The sequence below is a fragment of the Pseudomonas paraversuta genome (genome assembly GCF_904067025.1).
GTDB classification, from domain to species: Bacteria; Pseudomonadota; Gammaproteobacteria; order Pseudomonadales; family Pseudomonadaceae; genus Aquipseudomonas; species Aquipseudomonas paraversuta.
Window position 1 is genome coordinate 3794222 of record NZ_CAJFDA010000001.1, and the last position, 24558, is coordinate 3818779.

Below are 24558 nucleotides of genomic sequence, written 5' to 3' on the forward strand. Positions count from 1 at the left end.
ACCTGGGCAGTAGCTCTATGTTTGCTACAACCCGTTCTGCGTCTCTTACTTTCCTGCAACCCAGCACCAGTCCTCTTACACAACTAAGAGGCTGTCATTAATTGTTAGCGTCAAGGAATTAAGAAATGTCCCAACGTCAGAGCGGTACCGTTAAGTGGTTTAACGACGAGAAAGGTTTTGGTTTCATTACCCCGGAAAGCGGTCCGGACCTGTTTGTGCACTTCCGTGCCATTCAGGGTAATGGCTTCAAAAGCCTGAAAGAAGGCCAGAAAGTGACCTTCATCGCAGTTCAGGGCCAAAAAGGCCTGCAGGCTGATGAAGTGCAAGCAGAAGGCTAAGCTTTCTCGCGTTGAAAAGCCTCTGATGGTGACATCAGAGGCTTTTTTGTTGGCGTAATTCCGTAAGATGGCGCTTTTCCTTCACGAGACCCTGCCATGTCGAAACAACCGCTTAGCCCGCAAGGCGACTTTCCCGCCGTTGGCCTGGGGCGCCGCCTGGCAGCTATGTTCTATGACTTTTTGCTGTGCACGGCCCTGCTGATCGTCACTACGTTCATCTACAAACTGATCATGATGAGCTTTATCGGCGAAGCCAAAATGCGGGCGTTGTCCGAGTCGGGCGCTCTGGATGGCGACCCGCTGCTTTCCACCATTTTGTTTTTTGTCCTGTTCGGTTTCTTTGCCAAGTTCTGGACCCACTCAGGGCAAACCTTGGGCATGCAGGTCTGGGGCATACGCGTACAGAATGCCGATGGCAGCGCGATCAGCCTGTGGCAGGCCCTGCTGCGATTTATCGTCTCTATCGGCTCCTGGCTGTGCCTGGGGCTGGGGTTTATCTGGTCGCTATTCGACAAGCACAAACGTACCTGGCACGACATGTACTCCAGCAGTCAGCTGGTACGCATTCCCAAGCCAAAGAAATAAAAAAAACCCGTATCTCGCGATACGGGTTTTTTATTAGCAGTGACTTCAGAACTGCAGGAGCAACATGCTCGCTCCTGCAATTCACATCAGGTTATTCAGCCAGCTTGAAGGTAATGAAGCTGGCACGACCCTGACGCAGAACCCGCATCGATACCGAACGGTTCTTCGGCAATGCCTTGGCAATATCAGTGAACTGCTTGGCATTGGTAATTGCCTGGTTGTTCAGATGAGTAATCACGTCGCCAGGTTGCAGGCCGATCAGGGCAGCCGGGCCGTCCTGTACGTCTTTGATGATCACTCCACCTTTGATGTCATTGGCTTTCTGCTGCTCTTCGGTCAGATCCGCCACGGACACGCCCAGACGATTGCTGCTGAGTTCTGCACCTGCTGCAGGAGCCATTTCTTTCCCTTCATCGGGAATAGCACCCACCGTCAGATCCAGGGTTTTGCGCTTGCCGTCACGAACCACTTCAAGGGTCGCCTTGCTGCCGGCCTTGAGCGCGCCAACCAGGTGCGGCAGGTCTGCGGACATCACGATCGGCTGACCATTCATGCTCAGGATCACGTCACCCACTTGCAGGCCGCCTTTGGCAGCAGGACCATCATCGAGCACCTGAGCCACCAGCGCACCGGCCGGTTTATCCAGGCCAAACGACTCGGCCAGGTCTTTGTTGACCTCTTGAATCACCACACCCAACCAGCCACGGCTTACCTTGCCGCCTGCCTTGAGCTGATTGGCAACATCCATCGCCACATCGATAGGAATGGCGAAGGACACGCCCATGAAGCCGCCGGAACGGGTATAGATCTGCGAGTTGATGCCCACCACTTCGCCCGTCAGGTTGAACAACGGGCCACCCGAGTTACCCGGGTTGATCGGCACGTCAGTCTGGATGAACGGCACGTAGCTTTCATTGGGCAGGCTGCGACCGATAGCGCTGATGATGCCCTGGGTCACAGTGTGGTCAAACCCGAACGGCGAACCGATGGCAACCACCCACTGACCGGCCTTGAGGTCCTGGGATTTACCCAGTTTCAAAACAGGCAGGTTTTTGCCCTCGATTTTCAGCAATGCGACGTCGGAACGGGGATCAGTTCCGACCAGCTTGGCTTTCATTTCGCTGCGGTCAGACAGGCGCACAACGATTTCATCAGCATCCGCCACCACATGGTTGTTGGTCAGAATGTAGCCATCCGGCGAAATGATGAAACCCGAGCCCAGGGACTGGGCCTCACGCTGACGGCCACCCTGGCCACCACTGCCTGGGGGCAGGCTGCGTTCGAAGAAGTCGCGCAGGCCGGGCGGCAAACCTTCGAGGTCAGGCATTTGGCCCATGCTCGATACTTTGCGCTCCGGCAGCTTTTGTGTGGTGCTGATATTCACCACAGCCGGTGAGGCTTGCTCGACCAGCTGCGTGAAATCAGGTAACTGCGCTTCAGCAAGAGCCGGCACTGCCTGCCCGAGCATCAGCACGGCTGCAAAAATGGGTAAGTAAGATTTCAATCGAGGCATTGATTTACAGCTCCCGTTAATAGCAAGCAGAGTTAAGCGACAGGCACCAAAAAACTAAAGCCAGCATAGACCCTTTTTTTTGGCCCCGGAAAACAAACAAGGCCAGAGCCTTGCGGGCCCTGACCTGTACGAAAAGATAAAAGGTACGGTAAAACTGAATGCTCACCCATCATGTTCGAGCACCGCTATGGCTTGCCCTGGGGCGCAGGATCGCTCTGACCGGCACGCATCGAGAGTGCGATGCGCTCTGCGGTACCCATCGGAATTTCACCCACAACAGTGGCCATCATGTTCCCCTGCGGGGTGGTGAGATGCCTTGACACCGCAACGGTCGGGCCCAGCTGCAACCGCGTATCGGGTACAGCGTTACCCTTCAGTGGCTCAAGAAACACGGAGAAGCGCGTCAAACCATCGTCATACAAGAGGCTGGTAACTTCAGACTTGGTCTTGGGATCCAGGCGCACTGTACTGCTGATCTGTTCAAAACCCGGCGGCAACCAGTCGGAATGCCAGACGTGCGAAGTTTTGACTAAAGGTGGCTCAGCGTCAGCCGCAACAACGGGACGGCATTTACCAGTGGGCTTGAGTTCACTGTCATCCGGGGGCGTAGTATCGATACTGGTGAACTGGAAACGCTCAAGTAACTGCCCTTTATCATTGAGTAACAACGATTTCAGCGCTAAACCGGTTTCGTTATCCAGATACAGTTCAACCCCGTAACGATGTTGATCGCGAGGGGTGAAAGCAATTACTGATACCGGTCTTCCAGCGACCCGAGAGTCGCCAACTTTTGCAACCGAATACCAGTCATCAATTCTCTTGGTATCGAGCTGACGCGCCGTAGCTGCAGGAATATCCCCGAGACCGGAGATAAACTTGCCAGTGACGCACTCGGTATGTCCATCTGCACGAACAACCTCTTGCGCAGCACCGTCCAACTGCATCAGTCGTTCACGAACGGAGCCGTCCTGCACTCGGTGCCAGATGCCATGGGTAGAAAAACTACCATTGCGTTCGTAGACGAAAGTGCCCTTGTAGCTTTGTTGTTGCTCGGCTTGCCCAAGACGTTTGAGCCAGTCCCGGGCTTCATCTGCCTGGGCCGGAAGAACAAACAGGCCCGTCAGCAGAAGAGGTAACAGAGGTAGGACGCGCATGATGGTCCTTAGCGATTTTCCAGGCTGGCAGCACGAGCATAAGGCAGAGGGCTTTCAGTCCCCTTCATCGCCGCTTGCTGGGCATGCTGGCGCAGATAACCTGGCAAACGCTGATCTTGCCATCCTGGCTGACCTTGCAGAACGCCGTTAGCCATGGGACCGGTGGCCTGATCGGAGCTCTCGCTGTAGTTTGCCAGTACCGCCGGGCCTTTAACCATCGGAGCGCTCAGGCTCTGCTGGCTGTTTTGCTGGGCCAGCTGGGCACCTACGATGTCATCCTGGTTGTACAGTCTTACGCCCGCCAATACGGCAACGGTGACCGAAGCAGCGACGGCCAGACGGCCAATGCTGCGCCACGGACCACGTACGACTTTGGCAGGGGCCTGCTCTTCAGCCAACGCGGCCGAAACGGCAGATGCGATATCCAGACGCGGAATCAACAGGTCTTTGTGCATCACAGCACGCGCCACCTGATAACGGGACCAGGTCTCACGTGTTTGTGTATCGTCAAAGGCATTCAACACCCGACGCAATTCCAGTTCGTCCGCTTCGTTATCCATCACCGCGGACAGCGATTCCTGCAGGGCTTCACGACTCATGGCGGTTCCTCTCTTGGCTATCGCCGCTGTCTCAGTTTTCCTGCAACAACGGCTGCAGGGCTTTATCGATGGCTTCCCGAGCGCGGAAAATCCGGGAGCGCACGGTACCCACCGGACATTGCATGACGCTCGCAATGTCTTCGTAACTCAGACCATCAAACTCACGTAAAGTTAACGCCGTACGCAAATCTTCTGGTAATTGCTGAATGGTGCGGTGAACCGTGCCCTCAATCTCGTCACGGAGCAAAGCGCGCTCCGGCGACTCAAGATCCTTGAGACCGTGATCACCATCATAAAATTCAGCGTCTTCAGAACTCACATCACTATCAGGGGGACGTCGACCGCGAGACACCAGATAGTTTTTCGCCGTATTGATGGCAATACGATACAGCCACGTATAAAAGGCACTGTCACCGCGAAAATTACCGAGTGCCCGATAAGCCTTGATAAAAGCTTCTTGAGCGACGTCCTGGGCTTCATGGGTGTCGTGCACAAAACGCACGATCAACCCGAGAATTTTGTGTTGATACTTCAACACGAGCAGATCGAAAGCTCGCTTGTCGCCACGCTGTACGCGCTCGACCAGCTGCTGATCCTCTTCCTGGGTTAGCATGAACACTCCTCATAAGACCGGGAGGAAGATTGCTTTGCTAATTGATCAGGCTTGCAAACATAGACTCGGCTTTTACGCAAAAGTTCTCTCCCCCCTGGCAAGTTTCCTGCGCACTCTGATTTGGCACGCACGAAAACGCAGCTCGGGTCAGCCCGGCTGCGTCGATAATCTTGTCGCCAAATTCAGCAACTGAAGTCAGACCATAACCCCAGCTGCACATTTGACGCTGTTCTCCCACATGAAGGGCAACCCTCTATGGAACCCTGGCCCGCAGGAAAAGTTCAAAATCCCATACGAAATCAAGCCATACGGGACCGGGCAACAGGCCAATGCCGGGCAGCCCCGAGCGCTTGCCGATTAATTGTGCAAATCGACATGCAGCCCCCGCAAGTCTGAGGCACACTCCCTGCCCGCGGTACTTTCCCAAAGCCACAAAAGCCCGGCTATTGTGCCGATCCCCCCCTCTATATACTAGAGGGCGCTTTTATTGCGGATTCAGAAGAATGAGCCAACATTTTCAACATGATGTGCTGGTGATTGGCAGCGGCGCTGCCGGTTTGAGCCTGGCCCTTACTCTGCCGGGCCATATGCGCATTGCAGTTCTCAGCAAAGGCGATCTGGCCAATGGCTCGACGTTCTGGGCACAGGGTGGCGTGGCCGCAGTTCTTGATGACACCGACACCGTACAGTCCCACGTCGAAGACACCCTCAATGCCGGGGGTGGCTTGTGCCATGAAGACGCGGTGCGGTTTACCGTAGAGCACAGCCGCGAAGCCATCCAGTGGCTGATCGACCAGGGCGTACCCTTCACCCGTGATGAAGACGCAGACCCCGAACAGCCGGGCTTTGAGTTCCACCTCACCCGCGAAGGCGGGCACAGCCACCGGCGAATTATCCATGCCGCCGACGCTACCGGCGCTGCCATTTTCAAAACCCTGCTCGAGCAGGCCCGCCAACGGCCCAATATTGAATTGCTGGAACAGCGGGTTGCCGTCGATCTGATTACCGAGCGCCGGCTTGGCCTGGATGGCGATCGCTGCCTGGGTGCCTATGTGCTCAACCGCGCCACCGGAGAGGTCGAGACTTTCGGCTCACGCTTCACCATTCTGGCCACGGGCGGCGCCGCCAAGGTCTACCTCTATACCAGCAACCCCGACGGCGCCTGCGGTGATGGCATTGCCATGGCCTGGCGCTCCGGGTGTCGCGTGGCGAATCTGGAGTTCAACCAGTTCCACCCCACATGCCTGTATCACCCCCAGGCCAAAAGCTTTCTGATTACCGAAGCTTTGCGCGGCGAAGGCGCACACCTCAAGCTGCCTGACGGCGAGCGCTTCATGCATCGCTTCGATCCGCGCGGGGAACTGGCACCACGAGATATCGTCGCCCGTGCTATCGACCACGAGATGAAGCGCCTGGGCATCGATTGCGTCTATCTCGATATCAGCCACCAGTCCGATACCTTTATCAAAAGCCACTTCCCGACCGTCTATGAGCGCTGTCTGGAGTTCTCCATCGATATCACCAAGCAGGCGATCCCGGTGGTCCCGGCGGCGCATTACACCTGCGGCGGGGTAATGGTGGACGAGCATGGGCATACCGATGTGCCGGGCCTGTATGCCATTGGTGAAACCAGCTTCACCGGCCTGCATGGTGCCAACCGCATGGCCAGCAACTCGTTGCTGGAATGTTTTGTGTATGCCAAGTCGGCAGCGGCCGACATCCTCTCCCAGCTGCCACAGGTAGCGACGCCTGTCGCCCTGCCGGACTGGGATGCCAGCCAGGTCACGGACTCGGATGAAGATGTGATCATTGCCCACAACTGGGATGAGTTGCGGCGCTTTATGTGGGACTACGTAGGCATAGTGCGCACCAACAAGCGCCTGCAACGGGCACAACACCGCGTGCGCCTGCTGCTGGACGAAATTGACGAGTTCTACAGTAATTACAAAGTCAGCCGCGACCTGATCGAGCTGAGAAATCTGGCGCAAGTGGCCGAGCTGATGATCCGCAGCGCCATGGCGAGAAAGGAGTCACGGGGCCTGCATTACACCCTCGACTACCCGCACATGCTGCCCGAAGCCCTGGACACTATTCTGGTGCCAACCACCTACGTCGACTGAACTTCAGGCGCACGCGCAAACGCCGGTGCTGATCCGGCGCCAGCGCGTCGCGGGGTATGCACAACGTGCGCACCCGACGCTCGCCGCGCAGGCTGAAACGCACAATCACCACACTTGGCAGCGCCAGACTGTCACGGCGCAACTGCACGGCCTGCCAGCCCCTGGCCCGGTTCCATAGCTGCCAGCCATCGGCAGTGCGGCGCAATCCGCGAAAGGCCGTGGCGTGGGTCAGCCGAATGTGCCGCCCCCACAGCCAGATGCCATGGGCCAGGCACAGAAAAGCACCGGACACACGTGCCCAGACAGGTATCGAGAGAAGGAAAATTGAGATCAGCGCCAGCATCTGGGCTGCGAGACAGGCCGCCAGCAATTGCCCTGAGGCCTGCCAGCGGCACTCGAAATAATTACTTGGGCTGGACACGATCCAGGATCATGCGAACCATGCGCTGCAGTTCCGGGTCTTCGGACTCTGCGCGCTCCATGAACCAGCCGAACATGTCCTGGTCTTCACACTCGAGCAGCTTGCGATAGCATTCGCGATCGACATCATTCAGGGTGGCGTACACTTCCTTGACGAAAGGCACCAGCAACACGTCAAGTTCAAGCATGCCGCGACGGCTGTGCCAGTAGAGACGATTGAGTTCAACATCTTCGACCATGGAGCGCTCCTCAAATAGAGCGCAAGTATACAGGCCGATCCGCCATAGAACAGTCGGCTTTGGTCGCCCGGCATTGAACTACCCATTTACAGGGCGCACCTCTATGATGTGTCCCAGACTTTATTACCTGCGAAGACCCATGGCCGACTCTGCTTTTTTCTGCACCCTGTCCCACGAAGGCGTTCTCGCCGTCATCGGCAATGACGCCAGCAAGTTCCTGCAGGGACAGCTGACCTGCAACCTCAACTATTTGAGCGAGACGCGCTCGAGCCTGGGTGCGCGCTGCACACAAAAAGGCCGGATGCAGTCCAGCTTCCGCATCCTCCTTGAACCTGAAGGCTGCCTGCTGGCGATGGCCCGCGAACTGGTCGAGCCACAGTTGGCAGACCTGAAAAAATACGCCGTGTTCTCCAAGTCGAAACTGACCGACGACAGCGCCAGCTGGGTACGCTTTGGCCTGAACCAGGCCGATGCAGTGTTGCAAAGCCTGGGCCTCGACCTGCCAGCCGAGACCGACAGCGTAGCCAGAGCCAATGGCCTGATCGCCATTCGCGTGTCCCCGGGCCGGGCTGAACTATGGACCGCGGCCGACCAGGCCGACAGCCTTTTACAGCAATTGAAAGCGCAACTGGTAGAAGCCGACCTCGATCAATGGATCCTTGGTCAGATCCGCGCCGGTATCGGCCAGGTCATGCCCCAGACCCGCGAACTGTTCATTCCGCAGATGCTCAACCTGCAGGCGGTGGGAGCAGTCAGCTTCAAAAAAGGCTGCTACACCGGCCAGGAAATCGTCGCGCGCATGCAGTATCTGGGCAAGCTCAAACGCCGCCTCTACCGCCTGCATCTGGAAGCCGGCGAATTACCCGAGCCTGGAACGCCTCTGTTTACTCCTGCGAATACCGGTAGCGTGGGTGAAGTGGTAATTGCAGCCCATGCAGAAAACGGCATTGAGCTGCTGTGTGTTCTGACTGCCGATGCCGTTGAAGCAGGCGAAATCCATGTAGGTGATGCACAGGGCCCCACCCTTTCGCTGCTTGATTTGCCGTACCAGCTAGACCGCGATCGTGAGATCCAGCGCTAATTGCCACTAGAGAACAGAAATGAGCACGCTGGCACACAAAGTCCAGATGGACTTGATTAAGGCCATAGATAAAGATGACCTGGTTTTGCCCACGCTACCGGAAGTGGCGCTGAACATCCGCAAGGCAGCAGAAAACCCTGAAATCAGCGTCAGTCATCTGAGTAAAGTCATAGGTCGCGACACCGCCCTGTCGGCGCGACTGATCAAGGTGGTCAATAGCCCGCTGCTACGAGCCCTCTACGAAGTCACCGACCTGCACACCGCCATCACCCGCCTGGGCGTCAACTACAGCAGTAACCTGGCTATCGGACTGGTGATGGAGCAGATCTTTCATGCCCGTTCGCAAGTGGTCGAAAACAAAATGCGCGACGTCTGGCGCCAAAGCCTGGAGGTCGCCGGGATTTGCTACACCTTGTGTCGTCGATACACCTCGCTCAAGCCTGATCAGGCAGCACTCGGGGGGCTGGTCCATCAAATTGGCGTGCTGCCGATCCTGACCTACGCCGAAGACCACAATGAACTGCTGTTCGATCCGGTATCGCTGAATCACGTGATCGAAAGCATTCATCCGCGCATTGGCGACAAGCTGCTGACGGTCTGGGAATTCCCGGAAATGTTGCTGAAACTGCCCGGTCAGTACCAGGACTTCACCCGCGATTCCAAAACCATCGACTACATCGACCTGGTACAAATCGCGACCCTGTTCTGCTCGCAAGGCAGCAACGCAGTTCCGGGGCTTGAGCTGAGCACCCTGCCGGCCTTCAAAAAACTGGGGGTGGATGCCGACGATCCAAGGTTCCAGGACGATCTGAACGCTGCCCGCGGGATGTTTATCTGAAGCCGGATCGCACCTGTAGTCGCTGCCGCAGGCTGCGGCAGCGACTACGAGGTCTGCATCCGCCTGTCGGCCAGCACAAAACTCACCCGCACTTTCAACCCGCCCTGCTCACCGTCGTGCAGGCTGATCGGTGCCAGGTGCGCCCGACAAATCTCACCGACAATCGCCAGCCCGAGCCCCGAACCTGCCACCTGGTGGTTACGCCGATAAAAGCGTTCAAAAACCCGCTCGCGGTCCTCAAAGGGGATGCCCGGCCCGTCGTCCTCAACCTCAAGCACGGCATGGGGCGTCACCCGCAGAATCACATTGCCGCCCTGTGGAGTGTGGGCCAATGCGTTATCCACCAGATTGCTTAACAACTCACTCAACAAGGTGGGCTCCCCGCGCATCCACACTGGCTGGTCGGCCTCAAGCGCCAGGGCCACGCCCCGGGCATGTGCGAGCGGCGCCATGGCCATTCCCAGCTCCCGGGCCAACTGGCTGAGATCGAGCAACTGCGCACCGCCTTCGGCAATGGCCCGTGCCCCGTTTTCAATCCGCGCCAGCGACAACAACTGATTCGCCAACAGGGTCAAACGGTCGGTGTCATCGGCAGCCTGTTCAAGGGTGTTGCGCCAGGTGGGCGGCTCATTCGCCCGCAAACCCAACTCAAGCCGGGCCTTGAGCACCGCCAGTGGGGTACGCAACTCATGGGCGGCGTCGGCGATAAATTGCGCCTGGCGCTCAAACTGCCCGCGCAAACGCTCGGTGAAGTGATTGAGCGCCTGCACCAGTGGCCGCAACTCGCGCTGGACCGACACCAGCGGCAATGGCCGCAAGTCATCGGGCTGGCGCTCCTCGACGGCGGTGCGCAAGCGCTCGAGCGGTCGCAATGCGGCGCTTACCGCAAACCACACGACGATCAAGGCACCCAGCCCCAGCATGCCCAGGCGCAATAGCGTATCGGCCATCAGGCTGCGCGCCATGGACACCCGCGCCTCGTCGGTTTCAGCAACGCGGATTTCCGCCATGCCATTCATGTTGGGCTCGCTAACCGCCTTGAGCAGACTCACCACCCGCACGTTCTGCCCCAGATACTGGCCGTTATAAAACCGCGCCAGGGCCGGGTAATCATCGGTACGGGGGGTACCGGGTGGCGGAGCCGGTAACTGTTCATAACCGGAAATCAGCCGCTGATGAATATCGTTGACCTGGTAGTAGATACGTCCGGCGCTATCGTAGGCAAAGGTGTCGAGCGCTACATAGGGTACATCGGCACTCAAACTGCCATCGCGCTGTGACAGCCCGGCAGCAATAGTGCGCGCCGACGCCAGCAAGGTCCGGTCATAGGCGGTGTCGGCAGCTTCACGGCCGTTGAAGTAAGCGCTAAAGCCACTGGCCAGCATCAATACCACCAACAGCAGCGAGAGGTTCCACAGCAGGCGCCCGCGCAGGCTGTCGAATTTAAACATCGCGGCCTTCCAGCAAGTACCCCAGGCCCCTGAAGGTCACAATGGCTACTGCCTGGCCGTCGAGTTTTTTACGCAGGCGGTGAATATAGATTTCGATAGCGTCAGAACTGGCTTCCTCATCCAGGCCAAATACCTGGGCTGCCAGTTGCTCCTTGCTCATGACTCTGCCGGGCCTTGCGATCAGCGCCTCAAGCACCGCTTGCTCGCGGGAGGTGAGAATCAGCAGTTCATCGCCAAGGGTGAAGCGCCGGGTGCCCAGGTCGTACACCAGAGATCCGCACCGCTGCTGGCGCTCCCCGCCCAGTACAGTGCGCCGCAGCAGGGCTTTGACCCTGGCCTCCAGCTCAGTCAGTTCGAAGGGTTTGGCCAGATAATCGTCAGCCCCCAGATTGAGCCCGTGAACCCGGTCCCTGACATCGCTGCGGGCAGTCAGCATCAATACCGGCAAGGTCTTGCCCCGGCTGCGCAAACGCGCCAGCACCTCAAAACCGTCCATGCGCGGCAATCCCACATCCAGGATCGCCACTGCATATTCCTCGCTGCTCAAGGCCAGGTCGGCAGCCACACCGTCGTGCAGCACATCCACGGTCAGACCAGTGCTTTTCAAGGCCTGGGCAACACTCTCGGCCAGCTGCAGCTGATCTTCGACCAAAAGTACACGCATCGGGTTTACCTCATTATTTTTGTGCAGGCCGGGGCCTTTCTTTGCGCGGAGTGTACAGACGGCAGAAATACTGTGAAGTGCGAAAACCGGGAAAGAGCAATGAAAGGCAACTGAAAGGTTCGCGAAAGGTTGGCTGATTAGGATCCGGAAACGGACAGTTACAACTGTCATCGCGTTACGCCCTGAAAAACGCCTCGAAGCGTTTTCGCCAATAAGAACAATAATGGAGCACCCTGCATGCTGACTCTTCAGCCCAAGGCCCGCCGCCTTTCTGTTTCCCCCCTGTTGGCTCGACACTCCCGCTCCCTTGCGAAAGACTTTTTGTCGCCTCCCTGTTTTGCGCAATAAAGCTGATGCACGGCGCCAGCCCGGCACGGGCGTTTCCCGCCGCCACCGGCTTTCAGCGAACAATTGCTGCCCCCTAAAAACAAAAACTCCTTTGGAGACACCATGAATCTATCACTGCGCACCGTAGCTCTTGCCGCCGGCTGCATGCTCTTCGCCGGCCAACTGATGGCAGAACCGAAACGCCCGGAATGCATCGCCCCGGCCTCGCCTGGCGGTGGTTTCGACCTCACGTGCAAGCTGGCCCAAAGTGCACTGGTTAACGAAAAACTGCTCAGCAAGCCGATGCGCGTGACCTACATGCCCGGCGGAGTGGGCGCCGTTGCCTACAACGCCGTGGTCGCCCAGCGTCCCGCCGATGCCGGCACCCTGGTGGCCTGGTCCAGCGGTTCATTGCTGAACCTGGCGCAAGGCAAGTTCGGTCGCTTCGATGAAAATGCCGTGCGCTGGCTCGCCGCCGTGGGTACCAGCTATGGGGCGATTGCGGTGAAAAATGATTCGCCCTACAAGAACCTCGATGATCTGGTTCAGGCACTGAAGAAAGATCCAGGCAAAGTGGTCATCGGCTCCGGCGGAACCGTGGGCAGCCAGGACTGGATGCAAACAGCCTTGATCGCCAAGGCGGCAGGAATCAATCCGCGGGACTTGCGCTACGTTGCCCTTGAGGGTGGCGGTGAAATCGCAACCGCGCTGCTGGGTGGTCACATTCAGGTAGGCAGTACCGATATTTCCGACTCCATGCCGCACATCCAGAGCGGTGATATGCGCCTGCTCGCCGTGTTCGCCAATGAACGTCTGGATGAGCCCGAAATGAAAAACATCCCGACCGCCAAAGAACAGGGCTACGACATCGTCTGGCCTGTGGTTCGCGGTTTTTACCTGGGTCCAAAAGTCAGCGATGAAGACTACGCGTGGTGGAAAGACGCGTTCGACAAGCTGCTGGCTTCCGAAGAATTCGCCAAGCTGCGTGATCAGCGCGAGCTCTTCCCCTTCGCCATGACCGGGCCGGAGCTGGACACCTATGTGAAAAAACAGGTGGCTGACTACAAAACCCTGGCCCAGGAATTCGGCCTCATCCAGTAACCGCCGCTGACCGCTGGCTGTGCCCCTGAATACCGGGGCACATCCCAGGAGTGAACCATGCTCATACAACGAATTTTTGCCTCGGTCCTGCTCGTCGTCTGCGCCGGTCTGGCGATCATGGCCTGGCCGTATCAGGCTGCTTTTTCCTACGAGCCCGTAGGTCCTCGCGCTTTCCCCTTGCTCATGCTCGCCTTGATGGCACTGGGTCTGATCTACATGATTTTTCGCCCCTCGCCTGTGGTGCATAGCGAAGAAGACCCGCAGCTGGATCGCCAGACGCTGACCAAGATCGGCCTGTGTGTCCTGCTGTTACTTGTCTTCGCCGGCACCTTCGAACCCCTGGGTTTTATCCTCAGCAGCGCGCTGGTCGGCATCCCGATGGCACGTTTGTATGGCGGCCGCTGGTTGCCCGGCATCCTGATCATCAGCTTGATGAGCGTCGGCCTTTATCTGCTGTTCGATAAAGCCATGGACGTACCGCTGCCGCTTGGCCTGCTCGACGTTCTGGAGAACTGATATGGATACTTTTGGCTATTTGGGCCAGGGCTTTGGCGTCGCGCTCACGCCCTACAACCTGATCACCGCACTGTGCGGCACCCTGATCGGCACCGTGGTCGGATTGCTCCCCGGCCTTGGCCCCATCAACGGGGTGGCACTGCTGATTCCCATTGCCTTCGCCCTGGGACTGCCTCCCGAATCCGCGCTGATCCTGCTGGCTGCCGTGTACCTGGGCTGTGAGTACGGCGGGCGTATCAGCTCGATCCTGCTGAATATCCCCGGTGAAGCGTCCACCGTAATGACCACCCTCGACGGCTACCCGATGGCCCGCAAAGGCCTGGCAGGCGTGGCGCTTTCACTGTCCGCCTGGAGCTCTTTCATTGGTGCCTTTATTGCCACCTGCGGCATGGTGCTGTTCGCCCCGCTGCTGGCCAAATGGGCGATAGCCTTCGGTCCGGCGGAATATTTCGTACTCATGGTATTCGCCATCGTCTGCCTGGGCGGCATGGCCGGCGATCGTCCACTCAAGACATTTATCGCCGCCTTGATCGGTCTGTTTCTGTCGACGGTGGGGATTGATGCCAACAGCGGGGTTTACCGTTTTACAGGGGACAACATCCACCTGACTGACGGCATCCAGTTTGTGGTGCTGGTACTGGGCCTGTTTTCCATCAGCGAAATCCTGTTGCTGCTGGAAAAAACCCATCGCGGGCAAGAAGCCGTGAAAGCCACCGGCCGCATGATGTTCAACTTCAAGGAAGCCTCTGCGGTATTCGTGGTGAATATCCGTTGCGGCCTGCTCGGATTCATCATGGGCGTCCTGCCGGGTGCAGGCGCAACCCTGGCCAGTGCCGTGGCCTACATGACGGAAAAACGTCTGGCGGGTACTTCGGGCAAATTCGGCGAGGGTGACATGCGCGGTCTGGCCGCTCCCGAGACTGCCATCGGTGCTTCGGCCTGCGGTGCCCTGGTACCGATGCTGACCCTGGGCGTACCGGGTTCGGGTACCACGGCTGTGATGATTGGCGCATTGTCGCTGTACAACATCACGCCCGGCCCGCTGCTGTTTCAACAACAGGCGGATATCGTCTGGGGCCTGATCGCTTCGTTGTTTATCGCCAACATCATGCTGGTGATCCTCAACATTCCGATGATTCGCATCTTCACCCGGATTCTTTCGGTGCCTAACTGGGCGCTGGTGCCGGTGATCGCGATTATTACCGCCATCGGCGTCTATGCCGTCCACGCCACCACCTTCGATCTGTTCCTGATGATCGGTATCGGCATCTTCGGCTATATCCTGCGCAAGCTCGATTTCCCGCTATCGCCGGTACTGCTGGGTTTCATCCTCGGCGGACTGATGGAACAGAACTTGCGCCGCGCCCTGTCGATCTCCAACGGCGCGCTGGAAATTCTGTGGGCAAGCCCGATCACCCTGGGTGTTTGGGTACTGACCGCGATCATGCTGTTGATGCCTGTTCTGCGTATCTGGCGCAAGCGCAGTGCCAAACGCCGCGCCCTGGCCAATGCCTGAGCAAGGGTTCAAGCACTGGTGGGGAACGCCGCTGGTCGGTCTGGCCGGCGGATTTCTCGCCAGCCTGATCGGCTGGCCACTGCCCTGGATGGTCGGCTCGTTGCTGGCGATCATTTTGGTCCGCTGCCTGACTCCGTGGCAGCTGGCCGAGATTCCGGGCGGACGTAAATGTGGGCAGTGGATTGTGGGCATCGGCATCGGCCTGCACTTCACCCCCCTGGTCATGGAGCAGGTGCTGGCGCATTTCGGCCTGATCTTTGTCGGCGCGCTGCTCACCAGCGTGTCGAGCGTGCTCGGGGTGTGGATCATGCGCCGCAGTGGAGAGGACCGCGCTACGGCGTTTTTCTCCAGCATGCCGGGCGGTTCGGGGGAGATGGTCAATCTCGGCGCTCGCAATGGTGCCGTATTGAGCCGGGTCGCTGCCGGACAGAGCCTGAGGGTGCTGATGGTGGTGCTGTGCGTACCGGCCGCCTTCAAGTACTTGCTCGGCGAAGGCGCTCCGGCGCTGCATCCCGCATCAGTCAACCTCTACTGGTTAGCCCTGCTGTTTCCGGCCGGTGCGCTGATGGCCTGGCTCTGGCAACGCTTGCGCCAGCCCAACCCCTGGTTATTCGGACCGCTGCTGGTCAGCGCCAGCGTCAGTATTTATTGGAACTTGCACATAGGCCTGCCCGATGGCAGCAGCCAGGCGGGCCAATGGTTGATCGGCAGTGGACTGGGGTGTCATTTCAACCGGGCGTTTTTTCGCCGTGCCCCGTCCTTCATCGGCCGCACATTAACAGGTACGGCGCTGACGATGCTGATCGCCAGCCTGTGCGCACTCGGCCTGAGCAGCCTGACACAACTGGATCTGCGCTCCATGACCCTGGGAATGATGCCTGGCGGTATCGCAGAAATGAGCCTTACAGCAGAAACCCTGCAGTTGTCGGTACCTCTGGTCACCGCCCTGCAGGTGATGCGCTTGCTCTTCGTGCTGTTTTTGGCCGAACCCCTGTTTCGCTACTGGGTACGGCCTCGCCCGGACTAACGCCCTCAGGCCGGCGGCAGTTTCCAGTCGATCGGGGACAACCCGTTTTGCTCAAGAAACTTGTTGGTTCGACTGAAGTGACCGTTGCCGATAAACCCCCGATAGGCGGAAAGCGGCGAAGGATGTACCGAGGTCAGCACCAGATGCTTGGTGGCATCGATCAGTTTCTGTTTGCTTTGCGCATGGGCGCCCCACAACAAAAACACCAGTTTGGGCTGTTGCTCACTCACCACCTGGATAATCCGGTCGGTGAAGTGCTCCCAGCCTTTTTTCGCGTGGGACGCGGCATTGGCGCGCTCCACTGTCATGGTGGTGTTGAGCAGCAACACCCCCTGCTCTGCCCAATGCTGCAAGCAGCCATGGGTGGCGATATCGATATTCAGATCGCGCTTGAGCTCTTTATAAATATTGACCAGCGAAGGCGGCACGGGAATGCCGGGCTGGACCGAAAAACACAGGCCATGGGCCTGACCGGGACCGTGATAGGGATCCTGTCCCAGAATCACCACTTTGATCTTGTCCAGCGGGGTCAGGTTGAGGGCATTGAAAATAAGCGGGCCCGGCGGATAGATTTCCTTCCCGGCGGCATGCTCCTGGCGCAGGAACTCGCGCAGCTGGGCCATATAAGGTTTTTCGAACTCCTCGCGCAAAGCCTGCTTCCAGACCGGTTCAAGTTTTATACGATCATCCGACGTCATGACTACATCCTGAAAAACAATGGAGCGGACACTAGAAAAGCCCGTCTCCATTGTCAATTCATCAATGCATCTGCCGGGCATTCTCTACCTGTCCCACCCCCGGCCCTGGCCACCGCCACCATAACCGTGGCCATTACCGTAGCCATATCCATGACCCGACGGATAAGCAGGTCCATGGTTATAGTGCGGCGCACCCTGGTAATAGCGTGGCGGCGCAGCATAGTAGCCACGGGAATGACCGTAGTAAGGGCCGTAATAACCATAGCCATAAGGCGCTGGCGCTACATAAACCTCAGAGCGATAGCCGCCGTAGCCCGGGTAATAGGGCACACAGGCAGACAAGGCCAGAGCAAGCACAACAAGGCTGAGCAGACGACGGTACATGGCGGCCTCCTGGACCGCTGATGAGCACACCCGGCGGCGCCGGGGGCAGTAAATGGCGATGCCATCCACACCTTTTAAGACCACGAAAAACAGTTTCGGTGCCGCGGATCAAATAATTCTGACCGGCGTGGCGGGCGGCATATCACTGCGCCTGCTTCCCGTCGAAGGGCATACAATAGCCGGGTCAATCACCGGACCCCAGCCATGACCACGCCTGATCTCTGCCCTGCCTGCGGGGCGCGCAACGACTGCTCGATGGCCAGCGCCAATACCGCGGAACAACCCTGCTGGTGCTACAGCGTCAGTATCGACCCGCAGGTGCTGCAAGCCTTGCCACTCGCCCAGCAAGACCTGGCCTGCCTGTGTCCCCGCTGCGCGCAGGTGCAAAACCAATTGCCGCCCGCGCAACCGGAACGCCTCGGGTAAGATGCCAGCCTCTATTTTTTGTGATCGAGCGTCATGCGCGTAGACCGTTTTCTGAGCAACTTGCCCCAGTTCAGCCGCCAACAGGTCCGCCTGCTCCTTATCGAAAAACGGATACGGGTCGATGGCCGCATCGTCTGCGATCCACACCATGAAATACGGGCTTTCAGTCGCATTGAATGTGATGACGTGCTGCTGCAGGCCGGCAAACCTGCGCGGTATTTCATGCTGCATAAACCCCCCGGTTGCGTCAGCGCCACCCAGGACCCGGAACATCCGACAGTCCTCGATCTGCTGGATGAACCGGACAAGCAGGAGCTGCATATTGCTGGCCGGCTGGACTTCAATACCAGCGGGTTGATGCTGATTACCAATGACGGGCAATGGTCACGCCGTCTGACCCAGCCGCAGACCAAACTGCCCAAGGTGTATTACGTTGAGACAGAACAAGTCATAGGCCAGGAGTATGTCTCCAGGTTCAATGAAGGGGTCTATTTCGCCTATGAAGACCTGACCACACAACCCGCCGGGCTCGAACTGCTGGGCCCTTGCAGTGCACGCCTGAGTATCGTTGAAGGACGCTACCATCAGGTCAAACGCATGTTTGGCTACTTCAACAACAAGGTTGTTCACCTGCACCGGGAGAGCATCGGGCCATTGCTGCTCGACAGCCAGCTCGCCCCCGGCCAGTACCGGCCCCTGAGCCCCCAGGAAGTCGATCTGTTCTGACCCCGTGTCCGCATGACTGTCATATAGCCGGTGCATCCTCGGTCTTGCCGACACTCGGTTCACTGGAGTCTGACGCCATGCTCAAGCCCGAAATCAAAGTGCTCGATGTTCAAGGTCAATATCGAATTCACACCGAGTTCTATCGCTCGGATACTGCCGAAAACACCATTATTCTGGTCAACGGCTCCATGGCCACCACCGCCTCGTTTGCCCAGACCGTGAAGAATCTGCACCCGCATCTGAACGTCGTGCTCTACGACCAGCCCTATGCCGGCAAATCAAAACCGCACAACCGGCATCAGAAAATGCTGACCAAGGAACTTGAAGCGCAAATGCTTCTGGAGTTGATCGAGCATTTTTCGGCGAATTACCTGATGTCGTTTTCGTGGGGCGGGACTGCCGCGCTGACAGCCCTGGCGTGCACACCACGGCGCATCGAGAAGGCCGTGATCAGTTCATTTTCACCCCTCATCAACGGGCCCATGCGCGACTACCTGGAGCGTGGCCGGCGCTGCCTTGCTGACTGCAACCGCACACAAGTGGGCAACCTGGTCAACGATACCCTGGGCAAGCATTTACCCTCGCTGTTCAAGCGCTTCAACTTTAAACACGTCAGCAGCCTGGCCGAGCATGAGTACGCACAAATGCATTTTCACATCGAACAGGTGCTGACCTGTGACCAGCCGTGCTTGCTTGATACGGCCAGCGGTATCGAGATCCCGGTGCTGTTCATCAATGGCGCATGGGATGAGTACACCTCGGCCAGCGACGCGCAACACTTTGTCCAATCGATTGAGAACAGTCAGTTTGTTCGCCTGGAAAATACCGGGCACTTTCTGGATATGGAGCACAAATCAGCGAGCCATATCAGCAAGGCTGCCATGCTCGGTTTTCTGCAGCCGGCACACGCTGAGCATCTGGCAGCGAGCCGCTGATGCAGTGCCAAGGGTAAGAGAGGGAATGAATGCGCTTGAAATTTACAATTTCAGGAATAAAAACTTCTCATCAAGGCCGACTTCTGGTACAAAGTCAGCCGCTCTGAGCGGGTATAGTTTAGTGGCAAAACGAAAGCTTCCCAAGCTTTAGTTGAGGGTTCGATTCCCTCTACCCGCTCCACTTTTGCTTCCATGCAAACGCAGCAAACTCCCCCCCCGAACATCTGAAACCAAAACGCTGTTGTGCTCATCAGAGCAACACCTTCCCTGCAAGCTCACCCCGTCAGCCTGACGCGGCAGTTTCGCGAGCCTGGTTCATGGCCGGCAGCAAGCCACGACGCACTTGCTGCACAGCACATTGAAGATTTAAACCCTGACATTTCTCACTGGTGCCGAAGGCCGCTGGCTGGTTTCCCACTGCGCAGCCAGGCCCACCACCACATCGGATTCAGGCAACATCCCGCACCCGCGAACCAGATCTGCGGCCCGCTCGGCAAGCATGATGGTCGGGGCGTTGAGGTTGCCGTTGGGTTCGGTTGGAAAGACCGATGAATCGATCACCCGCAGACCCTCAATCCCGCGTACCCGTAGTTGTGAGTCCACCACTGCCATGTCGTCTTCACCCATACGACACGAGCCGCACGGATGGTAGGTGCTTTCAAGGTTCTCACGTACGAACTGGTCAATCTCGGCATCAGTGTTCACATTCGGACCCGGAGCGATTTCGCTCTCACGGAAGCGGTCCATCGCCGGCTGGCCGATGATTTCCCGGGTCAGCCGCACACAGCGACGGAACCCCTCGCGGTCCTCTTCACGCTGCAAATAGTTGAAGATAATTTCGGGATGCTCGTAAGGGTCAGCCGAGCGAATTCGAACATGGCCACGGCTCTTGGGTTTGTTCGGCCCGGTGAGCACCATGAAGCCGTGCCCCTTGATCGGCTTTTTACCGTCATAACGCATGGCCGCCGGCAAAAAATGAAACTGAATGTCCGGCCAGCGCAACCCTTGCCCCGAGCGAATGAAACCGCCGGCTTCAAAGTGGTTGGTTGCACCCAGCCCATCCTTGCAGACCAGCCAGCGCAAACCGATCATCAACTTGCTCAGCGGGTCCATTTTACTGTTCAGGGTCACCGGCTCTTTGCAGGCGTACTGAATGTAGATTTCCGAGTGGTCCTGCAAGTTTTCGCCGACCCCGGGCAGATCATGCCTGACCACCACCCCGGCCTTGTTCAGTACCGCAGCCGGACCGATACCCGAGCGTTGCAACAGGTGCGGCGAACCGATGGGCCCCGCCGAGATCAGTACTTCCCGGGAGCAGCGCACGGTATGGGTCTGGCCGCCGTGGTCGTAGCTCACCCCCACTGCACGCTTGCCGTCGAGCACGATCTGGCGCGTCATCGCCCGGGTGATCACCGTCAGGTTGGGACGCTCCATGGCCGGGCGCAAATAAGCGTTGGCCGTGGAGCATCGAACCCCGTCCTTGACCGTCATATGCATGGCACCAAAGCCTTCCTGCATATAACCGTTGCAGTCGTCGGTCTTGATGTAACCCGCCTCTTCACCGGCATCGACCCACGCCCCGTACAGCGGGTTCTTCATTTTGTTGCCACTGCTGGTATGCAACGGGCCGCTGCCGCCGCGATAAGCATCACCGCCGGCATCACAGCTCTCGGCACGCTTGAAATACGGCAGGCAATTACGGTAGCCCCAGCCTTCGGCACCCAGGGACTCCCATTCATCAAAGTCATAGGCATGCCCGCGGATATAGACCAGTCCGTTGATGGAGGATGAACCCCCCAGCACCTTGCCGCGCGGACAGTGAATGCGACGTCCGTCGAGGTAAGGCTCCGGCTCGGTTTCGTAGCGCCAGTTGTAGCGGGTGGTGTTCATGGGCATCGAAAAAGCGCTCGGCATCTGAATCATCACGCTGCGATCACTGCCGCCGAACTCCAGGACCAGCACCTCTACGTCCGCATCTTCGGTCAGACGGTTGGCCAGCACGCACCCGGCAGAGCCCGCGCCAATGATGATGTAGTCATATTTTTTATTGTTCATGGTTATCTCCAAATACTCGTTTCACTGACCAGCGGCACAAGTGGTACCGGCATCGGCATGACCGCCGCCCCTGGGTCCCCGGTGCTGTAATGCGGATGCGTCTGTTCGATGTCCTGAATGACCCGCTCTTCATGATTGAGATCAATCGAGCGGCTGAGCCAGAAGTACGTCAGGCCGGACACGATCAGCCCGACCAGCCAGGCAACGTCGATATTGCCCAGGGCTTTGGCCAGCGGGCCGACAAACACTTCTTTCTGGGCCACGCCATCGAAGATGTAGAAAAACGGGATCATTGCGACGAAACCAATGGCATACGACGCAAGGCCGCGCAGGCCCCAGCTGCCGTAAAGACTGTCGCGGGCCATGAAGAAATGCGGGATGGCGTAGCGTCCCTTGCGCACAAAGAAGTAGTCCGTCAGGTTCACCGCAGTCCAGGGCACCAGGAAATACAGCATCACCACCAGGTAGATGCCCAATACCGACAGGCCCTTGTCAGAGTCCTGCAGCCCCAGCGATACACCCAGCTGCAGCAGGATCACGAAAATGATCGCCAGCACCCGTGCCTTGCGCGTCGGTTCGATATGCCTGATGGAGTCGACGCAGGTCAGGGTGGTCAGCTTCGCGCTGTAGATGTTCATGGCCATGACCGGCAGAAACCCCAGGATGGTGACGCCGACCACCACGATGCCCATCACGGACGAGACGGTATTGCCCACTTGCGACAGGGCCACCAGAACGTTGGTGGCATGCAGGTGGTCGGCCAGCCAGGCGCCCACCGCAATCATCCAGGCACCCGACAGCGAGGCACCGAGAAACACCACGGCAATCAACTTGCCGCTATGGGTATTCTTCGGCAGGTAACGCGAATAATCGGACACATACGGCGCATAGGCGATGTTGTAACTGGCCGCCGCGGCAAACTGGGTGATAAAGCCGGTCCAGTTAAAACCCAGGGGCGGTGCCTCGACCTCGCCGATAGCGAGCAGTGGCAGCGGCGTGTCGGGCACCCAATGCATCAGCACCGCCAGTGTCACCAGCCCGTACAGGGGAATTGACAGAAACAGGGCCCATTTAAAACTGCGATGCATCCAGTCATGCCCCAGGATTGCCAGGACTGTCGCCGGCACCGTCACCACCAGCGCAACCGTCAGCGGATCAAAACCGAACAGTTCCTTGAGGCCCTGCATCATCAACACCAGGTTGACGATATTGAAACCGGCGAACACAAACAGCGTCGCCAGCAGCGCCAGAATCACCCCGCGATAGCCGAACTGGGCCCGCGACTGGATCATCTGCGGCAACCCCAGGTGCGGCCCCTGGGAACCGTGGAAGGCCATGAACAAGGTGCCAAACATGATGCCCAGCGTGCCGGCCAGAATCGTCCATAGGGCGCTCAAGCCAACACTGGGCCCTACAAAGCCGATGGTCATGGTGAAAAAGGTGAAGTTGCCGAGAAACCAGAAAGGTCCCTGGCTGGAAAGTTTATCGGTGCGCTCATTTTCGGGAATGAAATCGATTGAGTGCCCTTCAACAGCCGATGAGGGTGGTGTGTGCATGATGTACTCGCAGAAGTAGTGAAGATCATGACCCGATAACTGCCCTGCCCCGGGGCGAGCTGTCGCCCTTTATCAGGGTTGTGACAGTCGCCCGGTGCACAGGAGTGTCAATCGACACTCAGGGCAGCGTTATCCACACGGCTTTGGTTTCCAGCAGGTGATCGAGCTGTTCAGCCCCCAGATCCTTGCCAAAACCGGACTGCTTGTAGCCACCAAACGGCATCGAAGGATCGATGGTGCCGTGGCCGTTGACATAGACCATCCCGGCCCGCAGACGCGGGATCAGGCTGTGCACCCGGCCCAGGTCGTTGGAGTACAGGGCTGCAGCCAGGCCATAGGAAGAGTCGTTGGCCAGCGCCAGCGCTTGCTCATCATCATCGAACGCAGCCGTGACCAGCACGGGGCCGAAAATCTCTTCCTGGACGATCTGCATGTCGTTGCGACAATGGGCAAAGATCGTCGGCTCCACGAAGTAGCCCGGCCCGTCGACCGGCTGGCCGCCGTATACCAGCTCGGCCCCCTCACGCTTGCCGAGGGCGATGTAGTCCAGTACCCGTTGTTTCTGCTGTTGCGATACCAGCGGGCTGATAAAGCAGTCCGGGTCCAGCCCGGGGGCCATTTTCAGTGCGCGGGTACAGGCGATCAGTTCACGCAAAAAGCTGTCGTAAATGCTGCGATGGACGTAGGCCCGGGTGCCGGCGTCGCACACCTGGCCCGAGTTGAAGAACACCCCGTTGGCAATCGCTTGTGCCGCGGCAGGCACGTCGGCGTCCGCGAGAACAATTACCGGGGATTTCCCCCCCAGCTCCAGGGTCAGGCGCTTCATGTCGCCCAGCGCCGCCTGGCCGACGGTGCGGCCGACCGGCGTCGAACCGGTGAAGGTCAGTTTGTCGATGCCCGGATGCGTCGCCATCGCGGCACCCACCACACTTCCCCGTCCGGTGACGATATTGATCACACCATCCGGGATGCCCGCTTCCTGCACCAGCTCAGCGAAGCGCAGGGCCGACAGCGAAGTCAATTCAGCCGGTTTGACCACTATGGTGCAGCCGGCTGCCAGTGCCGCGCCGAGTTTCCAGGCCATGGTTTGCAGAGGGAAGTTCCACGGCACGATAGCGCCCACCACCCCGATCGGCTCTTTACGGGTGTAGGCCAGATAATTACCGGGCAGCGACGGTTCAACGGTACGGCCGTGGATTTTCGTGGCCCAGCCTGCAAAGTAACGCAGGGTATCCACTGTGCCTTGCACATCCACTGCCCGTGCCGCGACCACCGACTTGCCCATGTCGATCGACTCGATTTCAGCCAACTCATCGCCATGGAGCTCAATCAGTTCTGCCAACCGATGCAGCATCCGCTCACGTTCCAGCGGTTTGACCTGACGCCACGGGCCACCGTCAAACTGGGCCCGGGCGGCTTGCACGGCGCGGTCCAGATCGGCCGCGGTGCCCATGGGAACACGGGTCAGAAAGCCCCCGGTAGAAGGCTCGATGACATCCGAGGTTTGTTTGTCGCTGGCCTCGACCCATTCACCACCAATAAACATCTTCTGCTGTTTGCCGAGAAAAGCCTGGGTGGCTTCGCTCAAGCCGAATTTCTGCAAGTACTGCTTGACCATCGTGTCCATTATTATTCTCTCGGGCCGGGCGTCAGACATCGCGCCAGGCCTCCTGGGT

At 58.4% G+C, this 24558-nt stretch carries 25 protein-coding genes and 1 tRNA gene; 13 read left to right on the plus strand and 13 right to left on the minus strand.

What is annotated here, in order from left to right:
* Positions 1-125: 125 nt before the first annotated feature.
* Positions 126-338, plus strand: a complete 213-nt coding sequence (locus JQ848_RS17220) for a cold-shock protein (RefSeq protein ID WP_003440624.1) — start codon at positions 126-128, stop codon at positions 336-338.
* Between the two features lie 96 nt (positions 339-434).
* Positions 435-923 (plus strand): RDD family protein, encoded by a 489-nt coding sequence (locus JQ848_RS17225; RefSeq protein WP_003440621.1) that lies wholly within the window; start codon positions 435-437, stop codon positions 921-923.
* Positions 924-1014: 91 nt separating this feature from the next.
* On the opposite strand, the gene JQ848_RS17230 is transcribed toward JQ848_RS17225, so the two are convergent.
* From JQ848_RS17230 to rpoE, 4 genes are all read right to left on the minus strand, one after another.
* Positions 1015-2436 (minus strand): DegQ family serine endoprotease, encoded by a 1422-nt coding sequence (locus JQ848_RS17230; protein ID WP_003440619.1) that lies wholly within the window; start codon positions 2434-2436, stop codon positions 1015-1017.
* 185 nt (positions 2437-2621) lie between these two features.
* Positions 2622-3590, minus strand: a complete 969-nt coding sequence (locus JQ848_RS17235) for a MucB/RseB C-terminal domain-containing protein (protein ID WP_003440616.1) — start codon at positions 3588-3590, stop codon at positions 2622-2624.
* Between the two features lie 8 nt (positions 3591-3598).
* Positions 3599-4189 carry a sigma-E factor negative regulatory protein gene (locus JQ848_RS17240; protein ID WP_003440613.1) on the minus strand — a complete coding sequence of 197 codons (591 nt, stop codon included), beginning with the start codon at positions 4187-4189 and terminating at the stop codon, positions 3599-3601.
* Positions 4190-4220: 31 nt separating this feature from the next.
* A complete protein-coding gene (rpoE, locus tag JQ848_RS17245) occupies positions 4221-4802 on the minus strand; it encodes an RNA polymerase sigma factor RpoE (protein WP_003172477.1) in 582 nt (193 codons plus the stop codon).
* Between the two features lie 503 nt (positions 4803-5305).
* Here rpoE and nadB point away from each other — a divergent pair.
* Entirely contained in the window at positions 5306-6922 is a 1617-nt protein-coding gene (nadB, locus tag JQ848_RS17250; protein ID WP_003440603.1) for an L-aspartate oxidase, read from the plus strand.
* Here nadB and JQ848_RS17255 read toward each other — a convergent pair.
* Together JQ848_RS17255 and JQ848_RS17260 are read right to left on the minus strand one after the other, a co-directional pair.
* Positions 6891-7343, minus strand: coding sequence for a protein YgfX (locus JQ848_RS17255; RefSeq protein WP_003440600.1), 453 nt, complete (start codon positions 7341-7343; stop codon positions 6891-6893). The genes nadB and JQ848_RS17255 overlap by 32 nt on opposite strands.
* Entirely contained in the window at positions 7327-7581 is a 255-nt protein-coding gene (locus JQ848_RS17260; RefSeq protein ID WP_003440597.1) for an FAD assembly factor SdhE, read from the minus strand. The genes JQ848_RS17255 and JQ848_RS17260 overlap by 17 nt, the downstream gene beginning before the upstream one ends.
* A 139-nt stretch (positions 7582-7720) precedes the next feature.
* On the opposite strand from JQ848_RS17260, the gene ygfZ reads away from it, so the two are divergent.
* Entirely contained in the window at positions 7721-8662 is a 942-nt protein-coding gene (ygfZ, locus tag JQ848_RS17265) for a CAF17-like 4Fe-4S cluster assembly/insertion protein YgfZ (protein ID WP_010655940.1), read from the plus strand.
* A 19-nt stretch (positions 8663-8681) separates the two neighbouring features.
* Positions 8682-9500 (plus strand): HDOD domain-containing protein, encoded by an 819-nt coding sequence (locus tag JQ848_RS17270; protein ID WP_202210972.1) that lies wholly within the window; start codon positions 8682-8684, stop codon positions 9498-9500.
* A 44-nt stretch (positions 9501-9544) separates the two neighbouring features.
* Here the strand turns inward: JQ848_RS17270 and JQ848_RS17275 are convergent, their stop codons facing one another.
* Both JQ848_RS17275 and JQ848_RS17280 read right to left on the minus strand, forming a co-directional pair.
* Positions 9545-10951, minus strand: a complete 1407-nt coding sequence (locus JQ848_RS17275; protein WP_003440588.1) for a sensor histidine kinase — start codon at positions 10949-10951, stop codon at positions 9545-9547.
* Positions 10944-11615, minus strand: coding sequence for a response regulator (locus tag JQ848_RS17280; protein ID WP_003440586.1), 672 nt, complete (start codon positions 11613-11615; stop codon positions 10944-10946). Before JQ848_RS17280 ends, JQ848_RS17275 begins: the two co-directional genes overlap by 8 nt.
* Before the next feature lie 450 nt (positions 11616-12065).
* On the opposite strand from JQ848_RS17280, the gene JQ848_RS17285 reads away from it, so the two are divergent.
* Genes JQ848_RS17285 through JQ848_RS17300 form a run of 4 tightly spaced genes read left to right on the plus strand, consistent with a single transcriptional unit; the run spans position 12066 to position 16102 of the window.
* Complete coding sequence (locus tag JQ848_RS17285) at positions 12066-13043, plus strand: Bug family tripartite tricarboxylate transporter substrate binding protein (protein ID WP_003440582.1); 978 nt, start codon at positions 12066-12068, stop codon at positions 13041-13043.
* Between the two features lie 57 nt (positions 13044-13100).
* Positions 13101-13559: a tripartite tricarboxylate transporter TctB family protein gene (locus JQ848_RS17290; protein ID WP_003440579.1), complete on the plus strand. Its 459-nt coding sequence runs from the start codon at positions 13101-13103 to the stop codon at positions 13557-13559.
* A 1-nt stretch (position 13560) separates the two neighbouring features.
* Positions 13561-15075, plus strand: coding sequence for a tripartite tricarboxylate transporter permease (locus JQ848_RS17295; protein WP_202210973.1), 1515 nt, complete (start codon positions 13561-13563; stop codon positions 15073-15075).
* The gene (locus tag JQ848_RS17300) at positions 15068-16102 is read left to right on the plus strand and encodes an AbrB family transcriptional regulator (protein WP_003440574.1); all 1035 of its coding nucleotides are present in this window, start codon (positions 15068-15070) and stop codon (positions 16100-16102) included. The genes JQ848_RS17295 and JQ848_RS17300 overlap by 8 nt, the downstream gene beginning before the upstream one ends.
* A gap of 5 nt (positions 16103-16107) precedes the next feature.
* Here the strand turns inward: JQ848_RS17300 and ung are convergent, their stop codons facing one another.
* The gene (gene ung / locus JQ848_RS17305; protein ID WP_003440570.1) at positions 16108-16800 is read right to left on the minus strand and encodes a uracil-DNA glycosylase; all 693 of its coding nucleotides are present in this window, start codon (positions 16798-16800) and stop codon (positions 16108-16110) included.
* Between the two features lie 84 nt (positions 16801-16884).
* On the minus strand, positions 16885-17184 hold the full coding sequence (locus JQ848_RS17310) for a hypothetical protein (RefSeq protein WP_202210974.1): 300 nt from the start codon (positions 17182-17184) through the stop codon (positions 16885-16887).
* Between the two features lie 204 nt (positions 17185-17388).
* On the opposite strand from JQ848_RS17310, the gene JQ848_RS17315 reads away from it, so the two are divergent.
* The 4 genes from JQ848_RS17315 to JQ848_RS17330 all read left to right on the plus strand — a co-directional run bounded on the left by JQ848_RS17315 (position 17389) and on the right by JQ848_RS17330 (position 19452).
* Positions 17389-17610 (plus strand): cysteine-rich CWC family protein, encoded by a 222-nt coding sequence (locus JQ848_RS17315; protein WP_010655945.1) that lies wholly within the window; start codon positions 17389-17391, stop codon positions 17608-17610.
* Positions 17611-17643: 33 nt separating this feature from the next.
* Complete coding sequence (locus JQ848_RS17320) at positions 17644-18336, plus strand: pseudouridine synthase (RefSeq protein WP_127195996.1); 693 nt, start codon at positions 17644-17646, stop codon at positions 18334-18336.
* A gap of 77 nt (positions 18337-18413) precedes the next feature.
* The gene (locus JQ848_RS17325) at positions 18414-19271 is read left to right on the plus strand and encodes an alpha/beta fold hydrolase (RefSeq protein WP_003440562.1); all 858 of its coding nucleotides are present in this window, start codon (positions 18414-18416) and stop codon (positions 19269-19271) included.
* Positions 19272-19378: 107 nt separating this feature from the next.
* Positions 19379-19452, plus strand: a tRNA-Gly gene (locus JQ848_RS17330).
* A gap of 185 nt (positions 19453-19637) precedes the next feature.
* On the opposite strand, the gene betA is transcribed toward JQ848_RS17330, so the two are convergent.
* The 3 genes from betA to JQ848_RS17345 form a co-directional block, all read right to left on the minus strand.
* Positions 19638-21326 carry a choline dehydrogenase gene (gene betA, locus JQ848_RS17335; RefSeq protein WP_003440560.1) on the minus strand — a complete coding sequence of 563 codons (1689 nt, stop codon included), beginning with the start codon at positions 21324-21326 and terminating at the stop codon, positions 19638-19640.
* 2 nt (positions 21327-21328) lie between these two features.
* On the minus strand, positions 21329-22882 hold the full coding sequence (locus JQ848_RS17340; protein WP_202210975.1) for a purine-cytosine permease family protein: 1554 nt from the start codon (positions 22880-22882) through the stop codon (positions 21329-21331).
* 118 nt (positions 22883-23000) lie between these two features.
* Positions 23001-24509, minus strand: a complete 1509-nt coding sequence (locus tag JQ848_RS17345; protein ID WP_202210976.1) for an aldehyde dehydrogenase family protein — start codon at positions 24507-24509, stop codon at positions 23001-23003.
* Between the last annotated feature and the right edge of the window lie 49 nt (positions 24510-24558).

Coding starts and splice junctions, on each gene's coding strand:
- JQ848_RS17220 (WP_003440624.1), top strand. CDS start 126: ATGTCCCAACGTCAGAGCGGTACCGTTAAGTGGTTTAACGACGAGAAA.
- JQ848_RS17225 (WP_003440621.1), top strand. CDS start 435: ATGTCGAAACAACCGCTTAGCCCGCAAGGCGACTTTCCCGCCGTTGGC.
- JQ848_RS17230 (WP_003440619.1), bottom strand. CDS start 2,436: ATGCCTCGATTGAAATCTTACTTACCCATTTTTGCAGCCGTGCTGATG.
- JQ848_RS17235 (WP_003440616.1), bottom strand. CDS start 3,590: ATGCGCGTCCTACCTCTGTTACCTCTTCTGCTGACGGGCCTGTTTGTT.
- JQ848_RS17240 (WP_003440613.1), bottom strand. CDS start 4,189: ATGAGTCGTGAAGCCCTGCAGGAATCGCTGTCCGCGGTGATGGATAAC.
- rpoE (WP_003172477.1), bottom strand. CDS start 4,802: ATGCTAACCCAGGAAGAGGATCAGCAGCTGGTCGAGCGCGTACAGCGT.
- nadB (WP_003440603.1), top strand. CDS start 5,306: ATGAGCCAACATTTTCAACATGATGTGCTGGTGATTGGCAGCGGCGCT.
- JQ848_RS17260 (WP_003440597.1), bottom strand. CDS start 7,581: ATGGTCGAAGATGTTGAACTCAATCGTCTCTACTGGCACAGCCGTCGC.
- ygfZ (WP_010655940.1), top strand. CDS start 7,721: ATGGCCGACTCTGCTTTTTTCTGCACCCTGTCCCACGAAGGCGTTCTC.
- JQ848_RS17270 (WP_202210972.1), top strand. CDS start 8,682: ATGAGCACGCTGGCACACAAAGTCCAGATGGACTTGATTAAGGCCATA.
- JQ848_RS17275 (WP_003440588.1), bottom strand. CDS start 10,951: ATGTTTAAATTCGACAGCCTGCGCGGGCGCCTGCTGTGGAACCTCTCG.
- JQ848_RS17280 (WP_003440586.1), bottom strand. CDS start 11,615: ATGCGTGTACTTTTGGTCGAAGATCAGCTGCAGCTGGCCGAGAGTGTT.
- JQ848_RS17285 (WP_003440582.1), top strand. CDS start 12,066: ATGAATCTATCACTGCGCACCGTAGCTCTTGCCGCCGGCTGCATGCTC.
- JQ848_RS17290 (WP_003440579.1), top strand. CDS start 13,101: ATGCTCATACAACGAATTTTTGCCTCGGTCCTGCTCGTCGTCTGCGCC.
- JQ848_RS17295 (WP_202210973.1), top strand. CDS start 13,561: ATGGATACTTTTGGCTATTTGGGCCAGGGCTTTGGCGTCGCGCTCACG.
- JQ848_RS17300 (WP_003440574.1), top strand. CDS start 15,068: ATGCCTGAGCAAGGGTTCAAGCACTGGTGGGGAACGCCGCTGGTCGGT.
- ung (WP_003440570.1), bottom strand. CDS start 16,800: ATGACGTCGGATGATCGTATAAAACTTGAACCGGTCTGGAAGCAGGCT.
- JQ848_RS17310 (WP_202210974.1), bottom strand. CDS start 17,184: ATGTACCGTCGTCTGCTCAGCCTTGTTGTGCTTGCTCTGGCCTTGTCT.
- JQ848_RS17315 (WP_010655945.1), top strand. CDS start 17,389: ATGACCACGCCTGATCTCTGCCCTGCCTGCGGGGCGCGCAACGACTGC.
- JQ848_RS17320 (WP_127195996.1), top strand. CDS start 17,644: ATGCGCGTAGACCGTTTTCTGAGCAACTTGCCCCAGTTCAGCCGCCAA.
- JQ848_RS17325 (WP_003440562.1), top strand. CDS start 18,414: ATGCTCAAGCCCGAAATCAAAGTGCTCGATGTTCAAGGTCAATATCGA.
- betA (WP_003440560.1), bottom strand. CDS start 21,326: ATGAACAATAAAAAATATGACTACATCATCATTGGCGCGGGCTCTGCC.
- JQ848_RS17340 (WP_202210975.1), bottom strand. CDS start 22,882: ATGCACACACCACCCTCATCGGCTGTTGAAGGGCACTCAATCGATTTC.
- JQ848_RS17345 (WP_202210976.1), bottom strand. CDS start 24,509: ATGGACACGATGGTCAAGCAGTACTTGCAGAAATTCGGCTTGAGCGAA.